Origin of the sequence: Rathayibacter sp. AY1C7, assembly GCF_002931865.1 — a bacterium.
Taxonomy (GTDB): Bacteria; Actinomycetota; Actinomycetes; order Actinomycetales; family Microbacteriaceae; genus Rathayibacter.
Genome location: NZ_PSWB01000014.1, coordinates 65,932 through 82,679, shown reverse-complemented (window position 1 = coordinate 82,679; position 16,748 = coordinate 65,932). Strand labels below are relative to the sequence as shown.

Here is a 16,748-nt window from a genome sequence, read left to right as displayed (position 1 = left end):
GAGCTACGTCGGATCCTCGTCGGGCTCCTCGAGCTGCCGCCACCGCCCGCGCCGCCGCTCGAGGAGCCCGACGAGGATCCGACGTAGCTCGACGTCGACGACGAGAACGAGGACACGCTGCCGGCGAAGCCCGCCGCGTGGAAGCCGTTCGGTCCGGAGTACCAGACCGGCTCCTCGCCGGTGCGCTCGTAGGCCGACGCGAGCTCCGCCGACCACTCCTTCTCGAGACCGAAGAGCACGGCCCACGGCAGCAGGCGCTCCGTCACCTCGACCACCTCGACCGGTCCGACCGTGCGCCGGTCCGCCCCGCGTGGCGACTGCAGCATCGCGATCCGGTCGGCCTCGGCCAGGCGGATGTACAGCTCGAGCCCGCGCAGATGGTCGCGCAGCTCCGCGCCCGCGGCCGTCAGCGGCACCCTCGAGACCAGGATCGTCCCGACGACGGCCGCGACGATCGCGACCAGCATCAGCACGAGCGGGAGCGCTCCGCCGAAGGAGCCGGTCATCAGGAGGATCGCGCCCAGGAAAGCGGCCATGACACCCAGCAGCAGCGGGACGATCACGAGCACGCTGCCGCCGATCGTCCCGGCCTTCTTCAGTCCCGCCTCGGTCACCCGGTTGCCCAGCGCGGTCCGGAACTGTCCGACGGCCTTGCCGAACTCCTTGTCCTTGCCCGAGAGCTCACGCACCGTCCCCGGCACCCGGCCGAGGGCGATGTCGAGGAACTCGCGGTCGTCGGAGGCGAGGGGCCGCGGGCGTCCCGCGCGTCGCGTCGGCGTCGTCGCGGGGTCGAGCACCCGCACGGCGTACTCCTGCTTCCGCCCCTCCCCCGTCTCCTCGATGCGCACGAGACCGCGGACGGCGGCGTCCAGGAGTCCGGCCGCAGGGGCCTTCGACGTCTTCCGCAGCAGCGCGGCGGAGAGGAACAGCCCCTCCGCGGGCGGGTCGTACTCGGCGACGACGGTCGGGCGGCCGGGAGCGTCGCGGAGCACGGTCCGGCGGCGGTGCACGGCGAGCGCGAGGCCGATCAGGACCGCGGCGAGGCCGCCCAGCTGCACCCAGGACCAGCCGGAGGCGAGGTAGCGGTCGTCGCGCGGCGTGAAGGTCCCGGGAGCGAAGCCGATCGCCACGGTCACGTTCTCCCCCGGAGCCAGCGACTCCCCCGATGCCGTGACGACCGCGCCGTCGCGGCCGATGGGACAGGGGGTCGTCGAGCCCTCCGGTCCCCGGTAGCAGCTGACGGTCCCCGTCGCGGCGGAGGCCAGCGACCCGGCGAGCTCGACGCGCACGTCGTAGCGGTCGAAGGACTGGCGCCAGCCCGTGCCGTTGACGTCCCAGTAGAACTCGTCTTCGCCGCTGCGCGTGCCGGATCCAGGGAGGGTCGTGTTGTGCTGCGTGTAGGTGAAGACGTAGGTCTGGCTGCCGCTGACGAACTCGTCCGCCGCGCTGGTGACCAGGAGGAAGCCGTCCTCGCGCTCGGTGTCGACCGGCCGCGACGCCCCGTCGCCGTCGGTGACGGACACCAGGTCGACGTCGGTCGGGTGCCCCTCGTAGTCGAGCGGGATCGCGCGCTGCATGCCGCGGTTCTGCGACGGCGGGAACTCGGCGACGAAGGTCTCGACAGTGGTCAGCGTCGAGCGGCCCTCCTCGTCGCGGTCGAGACGGAAGTCGGCCGAGTACTCCGAGAACCGGAAGCCGTCCACATCCGCGCGCACGACACCCGCGACGGGCTGCGGAGCCGCGACAGGGTGCGGAGCCGCCACGGCCTGCGCCGCCGCTCCGCCGACCAGCAGCGGGACCGCGAGGGCCACGGCCGCCGCGCGCCGCGCGACCACCCCCGCCCGGGCGGTCGAGGCGGACAGGATCGTGCCGAGCAGCCCCCACATGCCTGCGATGCTACGCGCCGACGCACGCCCGGCACGTCCCCCGGGCGGACTACTGGAGCAGGAACTGCGTGGGCGAGCCCGAGGGGATGCCGGCGACCGACACCGACAGGTTGTAGGCGGCGCCGCCCGCCTCGACCGCCTCGCGTCCGCCGGAGCAGGTGTCGGCGGAGGAGCGGGTGCGGTCCCACGTCAGCGCGCTGCCCATCACCGAGCGGCCCGCCTGGAGGAGCACCGGCAGATCGGCCGCGCCGGTCTGGCAGTCGGTCGAGGTCCAGATCTGCTCGGAGCCGCTCGTGATCGTGAAGACCTGCTTGCTCGTGCCCGCGTCGATCACGCAGTCGGTGCTCGAGATGTTGGCCAGCGAGAGCGAGAGCTGCGGATCCTCGCCGGGCGCGTAGCTCGTGGCGTCCGTGACCGCGGTGACGGCGACGGAGTCGGCCGTGCAGGCGGGTGCGGCGCCGGGCGTCGCACCGGGCGAGGTGGTCGGGTAGAGCGTCGGCAGCACGACGGTCGGCGTGGGGCTCGACGCGGCGTCGGAGCCGGTCATCCGCGGGAGCAGCGACAGCACAACCGCCAGGCCCGCGACGATGACGACCAGCGCGAGCAGCACTCCGGCGCGGCGTCGCCGGTAGACCCGGGAGGGCAGGCGGCGAGGCGGCGGAGTCACCGGGACAGGCTACGACGTGGTGGCGGTCAGAGCGTCTTCAGCATGCGGGTGTTGCCGAGCGTGTTCGGCTTCACCCGGGCGAGGTCGAGGAACTCGGCGACTCCCTCGTCGGGAGAGCGGAGCAGCTCGGCGTAGACCTCGGGGTCGACGACCTTCTCGCCGATCGGCTCGAAGCCGTGACGGGTGAAGAAGTCGACCTCGAAGGTGAGGCAGAACAGGCGCTTCAGGCCGAGCTCGCGCGCGTCGTTCTCGAGGCGCTCCAGGATGTGGTGGCCCACGCCCCTCCCGAGCCAGTCCTGCGCGACCGCGAGGGTGCGCACCTCCGCGATGTCGTCCCACATCACATGGAGCGCACCGCAGCCGATCGCCGTCCCGTGCCCGTCCTCGGCGATGCGGAACTCCTGCACGGCGCCGTAGAGCACCACGCGGTCCTTGCCCAGGAGGATGCGCTCGTTCACGAGCGGCTCGCTGAGCTCCTGGATGAAGGGGACATCGCTCGTGCGCGCGCGGCGCACCGGGTACTTCCAATCGGCCATTCGACAAGCCTAGGCCGCACCGGGCGCGGGATCCTGCGAGCAGGCGCGCACCCCCCCGGACGACGACGTGCCCGCCCCCTCGCGAGAGGGGACGGGCACGTCGTCGTTCGGCAGCCTGCTACGACATCAGGTCGGGCGTCGCCGGGCCGGCCGTGGCCGCTCCGGTGGACGCGCCGGCGCTGATCGAGATCAGGCGCGGGGTCGTGGTGAAGACGAACCTGTTGTCGGCGAAGTCCACGTGGATGTGGTCTCCGGCGCCGAGCTCGCCGTGCAGGATCCGCTCGGACAGCTGGTCCTCGATCTCGCGCTGGATCGCGCGGCGCAGGGGGCGCGCACCGAGGGCCGGGTCGAACCCGACCTCGATCAGGCGCTCCTTGGCCGGCTGCGTCAGCTCCACCGTCATGTCCCGGTCGAGCAGGCGGTCGCCCAGGCGCTTGATGAAGAGGTCGACGATCTGGAGCAGCTCGGGCTTCGACAGCTGCGGGAAGACGATGACGTCGTCCACGCGGTTGAGGAACTCGGGCTTGAAGTGCTTCTTGAGCTCCTCGTTGACCTTGCCGCGCATGCGGTCGTAGCCGGTGGCGTTGTCGCCCTCGATCTGGAACCCGACGGGACCACCGGCGATGTCACGAGCACCGAGGTTGGTGGTCATGATGATGACGGTGTTCTTGAAGTCGACGACACGGCCCTGGCCGTCGGTCAGTCGACCCTCCTCCAGGATCTGGAGGAGCGAGTTGAAGATGTCCGGGTGCGCCTTCTCGATCTCGTCGAAGAGGACCACGCTGAACGGCTTGCGGCGCACCTTCTCGGTGAGCTGGCCGCCCTCCTCGAAGCCGACGAACCCGGGAGGGGCGCCGAACAGCCGCGAGACGGTGTGCTTCTCGCCGTACTCCGACATGTCGAGCGAGATCATCGCGTTCTCGTCGTCGAAGAGGAACTCGGCGAGCGCCTTGGCCAGCTCGGTCTTCCCGACGCCCGTGGGGCCGGCGAAGATGAACGAGCCCGAGGGGCGCTTGGGGTCCTTGAGGCCCGCGCGGGTGCGGCGGATCGTCCGCGAGAGTGCCGCGATGGCCTCCTCCTGGCCGATGACGCGCTGGTGCAGGGCCTTCTCCATGAAGACGAGCCGCGAGGACTCCTCCTCCGTGAGCTTGAAGACCGGGATGCCCGTCGCCTGGGCGAGGACCTCGGCGATCAGGCCCTCGTCGACCACGCCGGTGGCCTTGACGTCGCCCGACTTCCACTGCTTCTCGAGGCGCAGGCGCTCACCGAGCAGCTGCTTCTCCTCGTCGCGGAGCGACGCGGCCTTCTCGAAGTCCTGGTCCTCGATCGCGGCCTCCTTGGCGGAGCGGACCACGGCGATGCGGTCGTCGAAGTCGCGCAGCTCCGGCGGCGCCGAGAGGATCGAGAGGCGCAGGCGTGCGCCGGCCTCGTCGATCAGGTCGATCGCCTTGTCGGGGAGGAAGCGGTCGCTGATGTAGCGGTCGGCCAGATTGGCCGCCGAGACGATCGCGCCGTCGGTGATGGACACCTTGTGGTGCGCCTCGTAGCGGTCGCGCAGCCCCTTGAGGATGTTGATCGTGTGGGGCAGCGACGGCTCCGCGACCTGGATCGGCTGGAAGCGGCGCTCGAGAGCGGCGTCCTTCTCGAAGTGCTTGCGGTACTCGTCGAGCGTGGTCGCGCCGATGGTCTGCAGCTCGCCGCGGGCGAGCAGCGGCTTGAGGATCGAGGCGGCGTCGATAGCGCCCTCAGCGGCCCCTGCGCCGACGAGGGTGTGGATCTCGTCGATGAAGGTGATGATGTCGCCGCGGGTGCGGATCTCCTTCGTGACCTTCTTCAGGCGCTCCTCGAAGTCACCGCGGTAGCGGGATCCGGCGATGAGCGAGCCGAGGTCGAGCGTGTAGAGCTGCTTGTCCTTCAGCGTCTCGGGCACGTCGCCGCGCACGATCGCCTGGGCGAGGCCCTCGACGACGGCGGTCTTGCCGACGCCGGGCTCGCCGATCAGGACGGGGTTGTTCTTGGAGCGGCGGGAGAGGATCTGCATGACCCGCTCGATCTCCTTCTCGCGCCCGATGACCGGGTCGAGCTTGTTGTCGCGTGCCGCCTGGGTGAGGTTGCGTCCGAACTGGTCGAGGATCTGCGATCCCCCCTGAGGCTGCTGCTGCTCACCGCCCACGGCGACCTGCTCCTTGCCCTGGTAGCCGGAGAGCAGCTGGATGACCTGCTGGCGCACGCGGTTCAGGTCGGCACCGAGCTTGACCAGCACCTGAGCGGCGACGCCCTCGCCCTCGCGGATGAGGCCGAGCAGGATGTGCTCGGTCCCGATGTAGTTGTGGCCGAGCTGCAGCGCTTCGCGCAGGGACAGCTCGAGGACCTTCTTCGCCCGAGGCGTGAAGGGGATGTGGCCGGTCGGCTGCTGCTGCCCCTGGCCGATGATGTCCTGCACCTGCTCGCGCACAGCGTCGAGCGAGATCCCGAGGGACTCGAGCGCCTTGGCGGCCACTCCCTCGCCCTCGTGGATCAGGCCGAGCAGGATGTGCTCCGTGCCGATGTAGTTGTGATTGAGCATCTTGGCCTCTTCCTGGGCCAGGACGACGACGCGCCGCGCGCGATCGGTGAATCTCTCGAACATGCTCTCACTCCCTACAGAACCCGCAGGGGTGGGCTCCGATACGTCGACTGTAACCAGCGCTCCCCCCGGTGAGCAGGCCTGTTCGCCCTGGGCGTGCACGCGATCCGGGAGGGGTGCGGGCGGCGGTCCCGTCCACCGGTCCATGCGAAGGCATACACTTCCCGCATGAGCAACCTGGAGGAGCATCCCGACGAGCTCCCCGTCGCCGCGGAGCCGGTCCCTCGCGAGCCCGGCGCGGTCGAGATCCTGGAGGCACGGCTCGTCCCGCTCGGCGGTCCGCGCGCGATCGAGGTGCGCCGCACCCTCCCCCAGCGCTCGCGCTCGACGATCGGCGCATGGTGCTTCGCCGACCACTACGGCCCGGTGCGGCTCGGCGAGGAGGCCGGGATGGACGTCCCGCCGCATCCGCACACGGGCCTGCAGACGGTGAGCTGGCTCTTCGAGGGCGAGATCGAGCACCGCGACAGCGTCGGCAGCCTCGCCGTGGTGCGCCCGGGCGAGCTCAACCTGATGACGGCCGGACGCGGCATCTCGCACTCGGAGGTCTCGACCGGGGGCGCGCCCGTTCTGCACGGGGTGCAGCTCTGGGTCGCGCTGCCCGAGGAGGCGCGGCTCGTCGATCCGTTCTTCGAGCACCACCGCGGCGTGCCCGTGGATCTGCCCGGCGCGCTGGTGCGCGTCTTCGTCGGAGGGATGCTGGGCGCGTCGGTGCCCGCGAGCACCTTCACTCCGCTGGTCGCCGCGCAGATCGACCTCGAGCCGGGTGCCCGGGTCGAGCTGCCGGTCGAGGAGTCGTGGGAGTACGGCGTGCTCGTCGACGCCGGCCCCGTGGCGGTCGAGGGCGCGGACGTCCCGCGCTCGGACCTCGCCTACCTGGCGCCCGGCCGCTCGCACCTGGTGCTGACGGCCGGGGACGCGGGCGCCCGCGTGGTGCTGCTCGGCGGCGAGCCGTTCGCCGAGGAGCTGGTGATGTGGTGGAACTTCGTCGGCCGCAGCCACGACGACGTGGCGGCCGCCCGCGAGCGCTGGCAGTCCGACGTGATCGCCGGGGCGGATCCCGCGGGACCGTTCGGCACCGTCGACGGGTACGGCGGACGCGCGCTCCCCGCGCCCGTGCTGCCGACCGTGCGCCTCAAGCCGCGCCGCCGGGCCTGAGCCGAGACCGTCAGGCCGAGGCGCTCCGAGGCGGGGCCCACGACTCGGGAGCGCGGAAGTCGCGATGATCCCGCTCGACCACCGCGACTCCCGCGCTCTCACCGGCGCGTCAGGACGCGTCCGACTCCTTCTTCGCGGCGGCCTTCGCAGCGGCCTCGCGATCGGTGGCCTCGGCCGTCTCGCGGAAGGCGCGGCGCGGATCCTGCAGCGCGCTCATCGGCGAGAGGTCGCGCGGAGTGACGGCGTCGACGAGCCAGCCCGTGATGATCCGCCACTTGCGGTCCAGGGTCGGCATCGCCGCTCCGTGGTAGGCGCGGTGCGCGAGCCAGGCGGGGAGGCCGCGCAGCTTCACGCCCTTGATCAGGCCCGCGCCCTTGCCGATGCCGTACTCGGCGACGGTCCCGACGGAGGCGTGGCGGTACTCCTCCACGGTGCCTCCGGTGAGGTCGGCGATGATGTTGCGCGCCAGGAGCTTGGCCTGCCGGACCGCGTTCTGCGCGTTCGGCGGGTAGTACGCGGGCTGCTTCTCGCTGGTGAGGTCCGGCACCTGCGCGCCGTCGCCGGCCGCCCAGGCGCCGCCCACCGGCTCGCCGTCCTCGCGGATGACCCGCAGGCGCGCATCCGCCATGACGTGGCCCTTCGGCCCGCGGGGCGCGTCGGTCGCGTCGAGGATCGGGTTCGGCTTCACGCCGGCGGTCCACACGATCGTGGCCGTCGGGATGCGCTCGCCCGAGGAGAGCTCCACGACGCCGTCCTCGCAGGAGGGCATCGTCGTCTTCAGGTGCACGTGCACGCCGCGCGAGCGGAGGTGGTCGAGCGTCCACTTCGAGAGCTCGGGACCGACCTCGGGGGCGACCCGGTCCAACGCCTCGACGAGGTGCCAGGTGACGTCACCCATCGAGAGGGAGGGCTGCGCGGCGAGCGTCTTGCGGCTGAGGTCGAGCAGCTCGCTCAGCGCCTCGACGCCGGTGTAGCCGCCGCCGACGAAGACGAAGGTGAGCAGGCACCGACGCTCGGCGGGATCGGTGGTGAGCGCCGCCTTCGCGATGTTCTCGATGACGCGGTCGCGCAGGTGCGCCGCCTCCTCCACCGTCTTGAAGCCGATGCCGTGCTCGGCGAGACCCGGCGTGGGGAACGTGCGGGTGACGGCCCCGAGCGCGAAGACGACCTGGTCGAACTCGAGCGTGCGGGTGGAGCCGTCCATCGCGGCGACGGTGGCGCTGCGCTCGGCGAGGCTCACGCCGGTGATCGCACCGCGGATCACGCGGGTGCGCTTGAGCGCGGAGACCAGCGGCACCGTGACGTGGCGCGGCTGGACGTGCCCGCCGGCGACCTCGGGCAGCAGCGGCTGGTAGGTCATGTAGGGGTTCGGCTCGACGACGGTGACGTCGATCGGCGCCTCCCCCCGTCTCTTCTCGAGGCCCCAGGCCGTGTACAGGCCGACGTAGCCGCCGCCGAGGATGAGGATGCGCGTCGTACGGGATGCCGTCATGTCCGTTCCCTTCTCGAACCCGGCGCCGGGCAGGCGGAACCGGATGGTGCTGAGGACGCTCCGACGCTACGCGGGGCGCGGCGGCCCGCACAGGGCCTTGCGCGACGAGCCGGGGCCGCGCATCCTCCGCCGGCGGGCGGACGGGAGGCGCGCTACTGCAGCGCCGAGGTGAGCCGCGCCAGGTTGTCGAGCAGGGTCGAGCGGAGCGGCTGCTGCCGCCACTCGCGGAGGGTCAGCTCGCGGGAGTGCTCGCGGTAGTCCTGCTGCACCTGGCGCAGGTCCTCGACGAACTCCGCGCCGCGCACCATCAGCGAGACCTCGAGGTTGAGCGTGAAGGAGCGCATGTCCATGTTGCTCGAGCCGATCACGGCGACGTCGTCGTCGATCGTGAAGTGCTTCGCGTGCAGGATGGTCGGCTTGCGGTACATCCAGATGCGCACGCCCGCGGTCAGCAGCGTCTCGTAGTACGAGCGCTGGGCGTGGTAGACCACGGCCTGGTCGCCGATCTCGGAGACGAAGAGCTCCACGTGCACGCCCCGCCGGGTCGCCGTCGTGATCGCGTAGAGCATCGCCTCGTCGGGCACGAAGTACGGGCTGGTGATGATGATCGACTTCTGCGCCGAGTAGAGCAGCGTCAGGAACAGGCGCAGGTTGTTCTCGCCCTCGAACCCCGGGCCGCTCGGCACCACCTGGCAGTCGATGGTGTCGCGCTGCTGCAGCGCCTCCATCGGCTCCGACTCCCGGAGGAGCAGCTCGTCGGTCTCGCTGTACCAGTCGGTGATGAAGATGGCGTTGATGCCCTGCACCACCGGCCCCTCGAGGCGCACCATCAGGTCGTGCCAGTGCAGGCCGCGGCGGATGTTGCCGCGCTTGTTGTAGCTGGAGTCGACGACGTTCTGCGAGCCCATGAAGGCCGCGTTGCCGTCGACGATCAGCAGCTTGCGGTGGTTGCGCAGGTCCGGCCGCTGGTACTGCCCGCGCCACGGCCGCACGGGGAGCATGTACGACCACGAGGCGCCCGCCCGCTCGAGGGCGCGCAGCCGGCGATGGGTGCCGCTGTAGTAGCCGGGCACGCGGATCGACGCGATGTGGTCGAGGAGGATCCGCACCCGCACCCCGCGGGCCACCGCGCGGTCGAGCGCGTCGAAGAAGGGCGCGGTGGTCGAGTCGGCGGCGAGGATGTAGAACTCGCAGTGCACGTACCGGCGGGCGCGGTCGATCTCGGCGGCCATCGCGCGGATGGTCTGCTCGTAGTCGCCCTGGAGGCGCGCATCGTTCCCGCCGACCAGCGGCATGGCGCCGAGGTTGCGGTTGAGGGTGACCACCGACTCCAGCCACTGCGGCCACGGGTGCTCCCGGGCGACGCGGTCGATGCCGTCGGTCGACTCCAGGATGAAGCGGTTGATCTCCTGCTGCTTCCGGCGGCGCTTGCGCGGCAGCCGGTAGCTCCCGATGAAGAGGAACAGCAGGATGCCGACGTACGGGATCAGGAAGATCGCCATCAGCCAGGCGAGGCCGGTGGTCGGACGGCGGTTCCGCGGCACGACGATGACGGCGATCACGCGGACCACGAGCTCGACGACGACGGCCGCGATCGGGAGGATCACGGCCCAGTCGGGTGCGGGCACCGCGCCTCCTCGTTCGTCGTGCGGAGCCGCTCAGCGGGCGCGGGAGGCACCCGCGCGGCGGCGGTGGTCAGGAGGCGTCGCGGGGAGGCAGGCCGCGGCGCTCGCGCTCGCGGGCCTCGATGCGGTCGTACGCTCGGCGCTCGTTGCGGTCCGAGCGGATGAGGGCGCGCATCACGAACCAGAAGATGGCTCCGACCGTGATCGTCGGCACGAGGGCCCACAGCCCCTGGTTCCACAGCTCCCAGTCCATGCGGCGATCCTACCCGCGGCACCGGCGCGGGAGCCGTGAGCCCGGAGGCCCGTGCGCCCAGCGGCCTTCGCGGGCGCTGGGCGCTACTGGCTCTCGACCGACTTGTTCAGCGCCGCGGCATCGGAGTTGAGGCCTTCCAGCTCCGAGCGCAGGCCGTCGTACACGGCGATGTCCGCGTCGATGGCGGCGCGGGTGGCGTCGACGGCCTGGCTGCGGGCGAGCAGATCGGCGCGCTCCGTCTCGAACTCGGCCGTCGATCCGAAGTCGCCGCTGTCGGCGCGCGAGTTGAAGTCGTCGATCTCGACGTTGAGCGCGTCGTACTCGGCGTTGTTCGCATCGATCCGCGCCGTGAGGTCGGCGTACATCGTCTCGATCCGGGAGACCAGGTCCTCGATGCGGTTCTCGAGATCGGTGAAGACCGCCTCGTAGCGGGCGTTCAGGCCCACGACGACCGAGCGGTCGTCGAAGAACTCGGCGTAGTGCGCCTCGAGCGCCGGTGGCAGGTCGGCCACCTCGGTCCCCAGGATCGAGTGCAGCTCGTTGACGCGCTCGCCGAGGCCGCCGGTGCGGTACAGCTCGAGGCGCTCGGCGATCGTGCCGTCCTGCGGGAGGGTCTCGTACGCGGCCTCGAGCTCGTCGCCCAGCTCGGCCTGCTCCTCCGCGTCGAGCCGCACCCACGCGGCGTGCAGCATCTCGTGCGCCGCCGTCACGTCGCGGATCCCGTCGAGGTCGGGGTTGGCGACGTCCGAGATGTAGATGCTGGTGCCGGTGTAGCAGCCGAGGACGATGTCGTCGGAGGCGCCGTAGCCGCAGAGGTCGTTGAAGCCGGCGGTCGGCTCGACCGACGGGCTCGACGCGTAGTAGAGGGCGCGGCCGCGGTCGGACATGGCGGTCCGCTCCGCGAAGCCGGCGATCGTGGGGTCGGGCGTGAACGCCTCGGCCGCCCGCCGGTCGGCCAGCGCGGTGCCGACGTCGCCGGAGGAGGTGAGGACGCTCGCGGCGACCGCGGTCCCCACTCCGAACTGCGCGATCGTGAGGACGCCCGCCGCGACGGCCGCGACGATGCTCGATGCCCTGACCATGTCTCCCCCTCGGCTCCCGCGACCCTACTTGACGAGCGGGAACAGGATCGTCTCGCGGATCCCGAGGCCGGTGATCGCCATCAGGAGGCGGTCGATGCCCATGCCCATGCCGCCGGTGGGGGGCATGCCGTGCTCGAGGGCGCGGAGGAAGTCCTCGTCCAGGCGCATCGCCTCGTCGTCGCCCGCGGCGGCCTGGCGGGCCTGCTCGACGAAGCGCTCGCGCTGCACGACCGGGTCGATCAGCTCGGAGTAGCCGGTGGCCAGCTCGAAGCCGCGGACGTAGAGGTCCCACTTCTCGACGACGCCCGGGATGCTGCGGTGCGCGCGCACGAGCGGCGAGGTGTCGACGGGGAAGTCCATCACGAAGGTCGGACGCGTCAGGCCGCCCTTCACGAAGTGCTCCCACAGCTCCTCGACGTACTTGCCGTGCGTGGGGACGTGCACCTCGACGCCCTCGCGCGCGGCGAGGGTCTCGAGCTCGGCGAGCTCCGTCTCCGGCGTGATCGCGATTCCGGCCGCGAGCGACAGGCTCTCGTACATCGAGATGCGGTCCCACCGGCCGCCGAGGTCGAACTCGGTGCCGTCGGCCCAGGTGACCACGTGCGAGCCCGCGACGGCCTGCGCCGCGTTCTGGATCAGCTCCTGGGTGAGGTCGGCGATCGAGTTGTAGTCGCCGTACGCCTGGTAGGCCTCGAGCATCGCGAACTCGGGCGAGTGGGTGGAGTCGGCGCCCTCGTTGCGGAAGTTGCGGTTGATCTCGAAGACCCGGTCGATGCCGCCGACGACCGCCCGCTTGAGGTAGAGCTCGGGCGCGATGCGCAGGTACAGCTCGGTGTCGAAGGCGTTCGAGTGCGTGGCGAAGGGGCGGGCGGAGGCGCCGCCGTGCATCACCTGCAGCATCGGGGTCTCGACCTCGAGGAACTCGTGCGAGGCGAAGGTATCGCGGAGGGAGGCGTTCACGCGGGCGCGGGTGACGACCGTCTCGCGGGCCTGGGGGCGCACGATCAGGTCGAGGTAGCGCTGGCGCATCCGGGTCTCGTCGCCGAGCTCGTTGTGCAGGTTCGGCAGCGGCAGGATCGCCTTCGCGGCGATCGTCCACTCCGACACCCACACGCTCAGCTCGCCGCGCTTGCTCGAGACGACCTCGCCCTCGACGAAGAGGTGGTCGCCCAGGTCGACGAGCTCCTTCCACGCCGCCAGCGACTCCTCGCCCACGTCGCCGAGCGAGACCATGGCCTGGATCCGCTCGCCGTCGCCGGCCTGCAGCGTCGCGAAGCAGAGCTTGCCCGTGTTGCGCTGGAACACCACGCGGCCCGCGAGGCCGACGCGCTCGCCGGTCTTCACGTCCGGCTCGATGCCCTCGTGGCGCGCCCGGACGGCCGCGATGGTGTCGGTGACTCCGACCGCGACGGGGTAGGCGCCGGCGCCGAGGTCGTCGCCCGCGAGCTCGAGCAGGCGCTCGCGCTTGGCGAGGCGGACGGCCTTCTGCTCGGAGGCCTCCTGCTGCGCGGCCCGCTCGGCGGCGGCCTGCTCGGAGTCGGACTGCTCGGCGGCGGGGGTCGTGGTCTCGGGGACGTCGGGGGTGTCGGCCATGAGGGGTCGCAGTGCTTTCGGTTCGGGGCGGACGGCCGCGATCAGGCGAGCAGGATCGGGGCGTTGTCGAGGAGGCGGGTGGTGCCGACGATCGCGGCGACGAGCACGAGTGCCGGGCCGCGGTGGTCGGCGTCGACCGGGAGGAGCGTCGCGGGATCCACGACGACGAGGTAGTCCAGCTTAACGAGCGGCTCGGCGTGCGCGACGGCCTCGGCGGCCTCGATCGCCGCGGCGGCACCGCGGTCCGCGGCTTCCGCGGCGGCCGCGAGGAGGCGCGGCAGCACGAGGCCCGCGCGGCGCTGCTCCTCGTCGAGGTAGCGGTTGCGGCTGGAGCGGGCGAGCCCGTCCTCCTCCCGCACGATGCCGACGCCCTCGATCTCCACGGGCAGGTCGAGGTCGCGGACCATGCGGCGCACGAGGAACAGCTGCTGCGCGTCCTTCTGCCCGAAGACCGCGACGTCCGGCTGGGCGATGCTCAGGAGCTTGGCGACGACGGTGAGCATCCCGTCGAAGTGCCCCGGCCGCGCGCGCCCCTCGTAGAGGCCGCCGACCTCGCCCGCGACGACCCGCGTCGAGGACGGCCCGTCGGGGTACATCTCGGCGACTCCCGGAGCGAAGAGGAGGTCGGCCCCGGCCGCGTCGAGCAGGGCGGTGTCGCCCTCGAGGTCGCGCGGGTAGCGGTCCAGGTCCTCGGACGGGCCGAACTGCAGCGGATTCACGAACACCGACACGACGACGACGACGGCCAGCTCGCGAGCCCGCTCGACGAGGGCGAGGTGCCCGGCGTGCAGGGCGCCCATCGTCGGCACGAGCGCGATGCGCCGACCGGCCCGCCGCGCCTCCTGCAGCCGCTCGCGGAGGTCGCCGATGCGGTGGACGGTGCTGATCACCCGACGATGCTACCGGCGGTCCCACGGCCGCCCGGGCCCTCGGCACCGGGACGCCGTGCTCCTCCGCGAGGCACCGCCTCCCGAGCGGCGTCCCACCCGGGAGCGGCGTCTCGAGCGGCGCGCCCGTCAGCCCGCCGCGCGGCGCAGGGCGTCGTCGACGGAGGAGCGGACGAGGCTGGAGAGGAAGAAGCCCGGCTTCTCGACGCCGATGCCCGCCAGCAGTCCCGCCGCCTGGTCGACGATCGCGGTCGAGAAGGTCGTGGCGGTCGAGACGGCCTCCGCGTAGGCGGCGCGGTCCGACTCCGCCACGGAGACCGGCTCCCCGCCCATCTCGACCACCAGCGCCTGCGCGATCGGCAGCACCGGGCCCGGTGCCGACACGGCGAAGTAGGTCTCGGAGAGGCGCGCCAGGTCGAGGCTGGTGCCGCTGAAGGCCATCGCCGGGTGGACTGCCAGGGGGATGACCCCGGAGGCGAGCGCCGGAGCGAGCACCCCGTAGCCGTGCTCAGGCGCCGTGTGCAGCACCAGCTGGCCGGGCTGCCACGCTCCGGTCGCGGCGAGCCCCGCGACCAGGGCGGCGATCTCGCTCCCGGGGACGGCGACGATCACCAGCTCGCTGCGCTCGACGAGCTCGGGGATCGCGAGCACGGGGACTCCGGGGAGCAGCGCGTCGGCGCGCTCGCGGCCGCTCTCGCTGGTGGTGGCGATACCGATCACGGCGTGGCCGGCCCCGGCGAGCGCGGCACCGAGCACCGGGCCCACGCGTCCGGCACCGATCACGCCGACGCCCAGGCGTCCGTCGCGGCGGTTCTCAGGCATGCGGTTCCCCCTCCGGAGCGGGCCAGTCGGGCAGGGCGGGTGCGGCCGCCCGCCGCCCCCACTGGTGGCTCGCGTCGCGGTCGGCGGCCCGCACTCCGGCCGTCGCGAGGCTCTCGAAGAAGGCGAGTCCGTCGGCTGCGCTCATCACCGGCACGAGCGGAGTGACGGGGCCGGCCACCGTGTGCACGCGCGCCGAGGCCAGCCCGAGCAGGCGCTGGAGCGGTCCCTGCTGGACCCCGACGCTCTGCATCCGCGCCAGGGGCACCACGGCGACCCGCCGCCAGACCGCTCCGCTGCGCAGGATCGCGACCTCGTCCGTCAGCCGGTACCCGGTCCTCCGGAACGAGAAGGGGCGGAGCCACACCGCCGAGCGCGGCGCCCGGGTGAAGCCGGCCGCGTCGCGGTGCCGGAGTGCGTCTCCGACGGGCGTCGACTCCGCTCCCTCGGCCGGTCCGGGCAGCAGGAGGGCGAGGACGCGCTCGACCGCGGCGAGGTCGCCGACGGGCAGGATCGTGGTGTTCGGCTCGCCGTTCGCCCCGCGGGAGGCCGCGTGGCCGGCGCGGTCGATCCGCACCTGCCACCAGCCGAAGGGGCGCCAGAGCAGCGGCTGCGTGATCTCGACGGCGTGGATCCGGCCGGGCGGGATCGTGTCGCTGCTGGTCGAGAGCACGCCGTAGCCGACCCGCACTCCGTCGGGCGTCGCGGCGATCGAGTACCGGAGCGAGCGCACGAACTGGCGGACGTAGTAGCTGCCCGAGCCGATCAGGCCCGGCAGGATCGCGAAGAGCACGTAGGGCGAGCCGTAGACGGCGACGAACACCACGGCGACGACCGAGGCGGCCAGGAACAGCGTGAAGCCGCTGAAGACGAGCGAGCCGAGGAGTCGGCCCGGCGGGATCGAGACGACCGACTCGGGTGGCGTCTCTTCCTGAGGCTCGCCGAACTCCTCCAGCCGGCGCGCCAGGAACCCGCCCGCCGGAGCCGCACCGTCGACCGTCGCCTCCCGCTCGCGCACCCCGGACGCGAGCCGCAGGATGTCGCGGCGCAGGGCGTCAACCAAGCGCGACCCGAGGTACGACAGCTGGACGTTCGCGTCCTGCCCGGCCACGCTCACCTCGAGCTTCGCGGCTCCGAACAGCCGCGCGAACAGCGGACGCTGCACCGCGATGCCCTGGATGCGGTCCAGCCGCGCCCGCCGGTTGGTCCGGAAGAGCACGCCGGAGCGCACCTCGACGAGCTCGTCCGTGATGCGGAAGGTGTGCATCCGCCAGGACAGCCAGAAGGCGAAGACGGCGACCGCCAGGCCCACCGCGACCGCCAGCAGCGCCCAGCCGACGAGACCGCGGCGCAGCAGCTCGTCGACCGGATCGCCACTCTCGAACCCCTCCGGCCCGGGCAGGAACAGCTCGACCAGGCGCTCGCGGAGGTTCGTGATCACGATGCCGAGGACGACCAGCAGGCCGATCCCGCCCTTGAGGACCGGGGTCGCGGGATGGAGGCGGTGCCACTCCCCGTCGGCGAGGTCCGTCTCGACGGCGCGGAGCTCGGTCACAGGCCGGCCCGGCGCGACTCGGCGAGCTCGACCAGGCGGTCGCGGAGCTCCTCCGCGTCCTGCTCGGCCAGGCCCGGGATGCTGACGCCGGTCGCCGCGGCGGCGGTGACGAAGCGGAGGTCGGCGAGGCCGAGCGCCCGGGCGAGCGGCCCGCGGTTGACGTCGATGAGCTGCATCCGCCCGTACGGCACCGACACGAAGCGCTGGAACATGATGCCGCGGCGGAAGAGGAGGTCGTCCTGGCGCAGGAGGTAGCCGTAGGCGCGCGCACGGCGCGGGGCCACGATCAGGAGGGTCACCGCGAGGGCGGCCGTGGCGGCCAGCGGGATCCAGCCCCACGGCAGGCCGATCAGCATCAGCACCACGGGCACGGCGAGCAGCATCACGCTCGACACGACGGCCGACACGATCTCGACCGCGACGTACCGGGGCGAGACGCGGCGCCACTCCCCCGTGATGTCGAGGCGGTCCCGCCGGCGTCCCCTCGCGTCGCGGCGGGTCGTCGGCGACGCGTCCTCGGGCTCGGCGGGCATGGCGTCGTCCTCACTGCCCGCGGCGATCCGGGCGTC

The 16,748-nt window shown here is 72.4% G+C and carries 14 protein-coding genes; 1 reads left to right on the top strand and 13 read right to left on the bottom strand.

All coding sequences use genetic code 11. The annotated features are described in order from the left end of the window. The 4 genes from C5C69_RS09470 to C5C69_RS09455 all read right to left on the bottom strand — a co-directional run. Nucleotides 1-1,886 (bottom strand): DUF2207 domain-containing protein (locus C5C69_RS09470; protein WP_104257814.1); only part of this gene is annotated, 1,886 nt, incomplete at its 3' end. 49 nt (nucleotides 1,887-1,935) lie between these two features. Beyond that, nucleotides 1,936-2,553 carry a hypothetical protein gene (locus tag C5C69_RS09465; protein ID WP_104226002.1) on the bottom strand — a complete coding sequence of 206 codons (618 nt, stop codon included), beginning with the start codon at nucleotides 2,551-2,553 and terminating at the stop codon, nucleotides 1,936-1,938. A 26-nt stretch (nucleotides 2,554-2,579) separates the two neighbouring features. Continuing rightward, complete coding sequence (locus C5C69_RS09460; protein ID WP_104234293.1) at nucleotides 2,580-3,089, bottom strand: amino-acid N-acetyltransferase; 510 nt, start codon at nucleotides 3,087-3,089, stop codon at nucleotides 2,580-2,582. 118 nt (nucleotides 3,090-3,207) lie between these two features. Beyond that, on the bottom strand, nucleotides 3,208-5,718 hold the full coding sequence (locus tag C5C69_RS09455) for an ATP-dependent Clp protease ATP-binding subunit (RefSeq protein ID WP_104234294.1): 2,511 nt from the start codon (nucleotides 5,716-5,718) through the stop codon (nucleotides 3,208-3,210). Between the two features lie 165 nt (nucleotides 5,719-5,883). Between C5C69_RS09455 and C5C69_RS09450 the strand changes: the two genes are divergently transcribed. Then, nucleotides 5,884-6,873, top strand: coding sequence for a pirin family protein (locus tag C5C69_RS09450; protein ID WP_104234295.1), 990 nt, complete (start codon nucleotides 5,884-5,886; stop codon nucleotides 6,871-6,873). 109 nt (nucleotides 6,874-6,982) lie between these two features. Here the strand turns inward: C5C69_RS09450 and C5C69_RS09445 are convergent, their stop codons facing one another. The 9 genes from C5C69_RS09445 to C5C69_RS09405 all read right to left on the bottom strand — a co-directional run bounded on the left by C5C69_RS09445 (nucleotide 6,983) and on the right by C5C69_RS09405 (nucleotide 16,712). After that, complete coding sequence (locus C5C69_RS09445) at nucleotides 6,983-8,365, bottom strand: NAD(P)/FAD-dependent oxidoreductase (protein WP_104234296.1); 1,383 nt, start codon at nucleotides 8,363-8,365, stop codon at nucleotides 6,983-6,985. Nucleotides 8,366-8,517: 152 nt separating this feature from the next. Further along, the gene (cls, locus tag C5C69_RS09440; RefSeq protein WP_104234297.1) at nucleotides 8,518-9,993 is read right to left on the bottom strand and encodes a cardiolipin synthase; all 1,476 of its coding nucleotides are present in this window, start codon (nucleotides 9,991-9,993) and stop codon (nucleotides 8,518-8,520) included. A 67-nt stretch (nucleotides 9,994-10,060) separates the two neighbouring features. Further along, entirely contained in the window at nucleotides 10,061-10,243 is a 183-nt protein-coding gene (locus C5C69_RS09435) for a hypothetical protein (RefSeq protein WP_104224094.1), read from the bottom strand. Between the two features lie 83 nt (nucleotides 10,244-10,326). Next, nucleotides 10,327-11,325, bottom strand: coding sequence for a hypothetical protein (locus tag C5C69_RS16985; RefSeq protein ID WP_104249707.1), 999 nt, complete (start codon nucleotides 11,323-11,325; stop codon nucleotides 10,327-10,329). 24 nt (nucleotides 11,326-11,349) lie between these two features. Next, entirely contained in the window at nucleotides 11,350-12,918 is a 1,569-nt protein-coding gene (gene lysS, locus C5C69_RS09425; protein ID WP_104234298.1) for a lysine--tRNA ligase, read from the bottom strand. Nucleotides 12,919-12,959: 41 nt separating this feature from the next. Further along, the gene (gene panC / locus C5C69_RS09420) at nucleotides 12,960-13,808 is read right to left on the bottom strand and encodes a pantoate--beta-alanine ligase (protein WP_104234299.1); all 849 of its coding nucleotides are present in this window, start codon (nucleotides 13,806-13,808) and stop codon (nucleotides 12,960-12,962) included. A gap of 126 nt (nucleotides 13,809-13,934) precedes the next feature. Continuing rightward, nucleotides 13,935-14,627: a Rossmann-like and DUF2520 domain-containing protein gene (locus tag C5C69_RS09415; protein WP_104234300.1), complete on the bottom strand. Its 693-nt coding sequence runs from the start codon at nucleotides 14,625-14,627 to the stop codon at nucleotides 13,935-13,937. Continuing rightward, on the bottom strand, nucleotides 14,620-16,179 hold the full coding sequence (locus C5C69_RS09410) for a PH domain-containing protein (RefSeq protein WP_104234301.1): 1,560 nt from the start codon (nucleotides 16,177-16,179) through the stop codon (nucleotides 14,620-14,622). Before C5C69_RS09410 ends, C5C69_RS09415 begins: the two co-directional genes overlap by 8 nt. After that, nucleotides 16,176-16,712, bottom strand: a complete 537-nt coding sequence (locus tag C5C69_RS09405) for a PH domain-containing protein (RefSeq protein ID WP_104257813.1) — start codon at nucleotides 16,710-16,712, stop codon at nucleotides 16,176-16,178. The genes C5C69_RS09410 and C5C69_RS09405 overlap by 4 nt, the downstream gene beginning before the upstream one ends. Between the last annotated feature and the right edge of the window lie 36 nt (nucleotides 16,713-16,748).

Excerpts from the sequence above, each read along its gene's own strand:
- C5C69_RS09435 (WP_104224094.1), bottom strand. The coding sequence starts at position 10,243 with ATGGACTGGGAGCTGTGGAACCAGGGGCTGTGGGCCCTCGTGCCGACG.
- C5C69_RS09445 (WP_104234296.1), bottom strand. The coding sequence starts at position 8,365 with ATGACGGCATCCCGTACGACGCGCATCCTCATCCTCGGCGGCGGCTAC.
- C5C69_RS09460 (WP_104234293.1), bottom strand. The coding sequence starts at position 3,089 with ATGGCCGATTGGAAGTACCCGGTGCGCCGCGCGCGCACGAGCGATGTC.
- C5C69_RS09455 (WP_104234294.1), bottom strand. The coding sequence starts at position 5,718 with ATGTTCGAGAGATTCACCGATCGCGCGCGGCGCGTCGTCGTCCTGGCC.
- C5C69_RS09405 (WP_104257813.1), bottom strand. The coding sequence starts at position 16,712 with ATGCCCGCCGAGCCCGAGGACGCGTCGCCGACGACCCGCCGCGACGCG.
- lysS (WP_104234298.1), bottom strand. The coding sequence starts at position 12,918 with ATGGCCGACACCCCCGACGTCCCCGAGACCACGACCCCCGCCGCCGAG.
- C5C69_RS16985 (WP_104249707.1), bottom strand. The coding sequence starts at position 11,325 with ATGGTCAGGGCATCGAGCATCGTCGCGGCCGTCGCGGCGGGCGTCCTC.
- C5C69_RS09415 (WP_104234300.1), bottom strand. The coding sequence starts at position 14,627 with ATGCCTGAGAACCGCCGCGACGGACGCCTGGGCGTCGGCGTGATCGGT.
- C5C69_RS09450 (WP_104234295.1), top strand. The coding sequence starts at position 5,884 with ATGAGCAACCTGGAGGAGCATCCCGACGAGCTCCCCGTCGCCGCGGAG.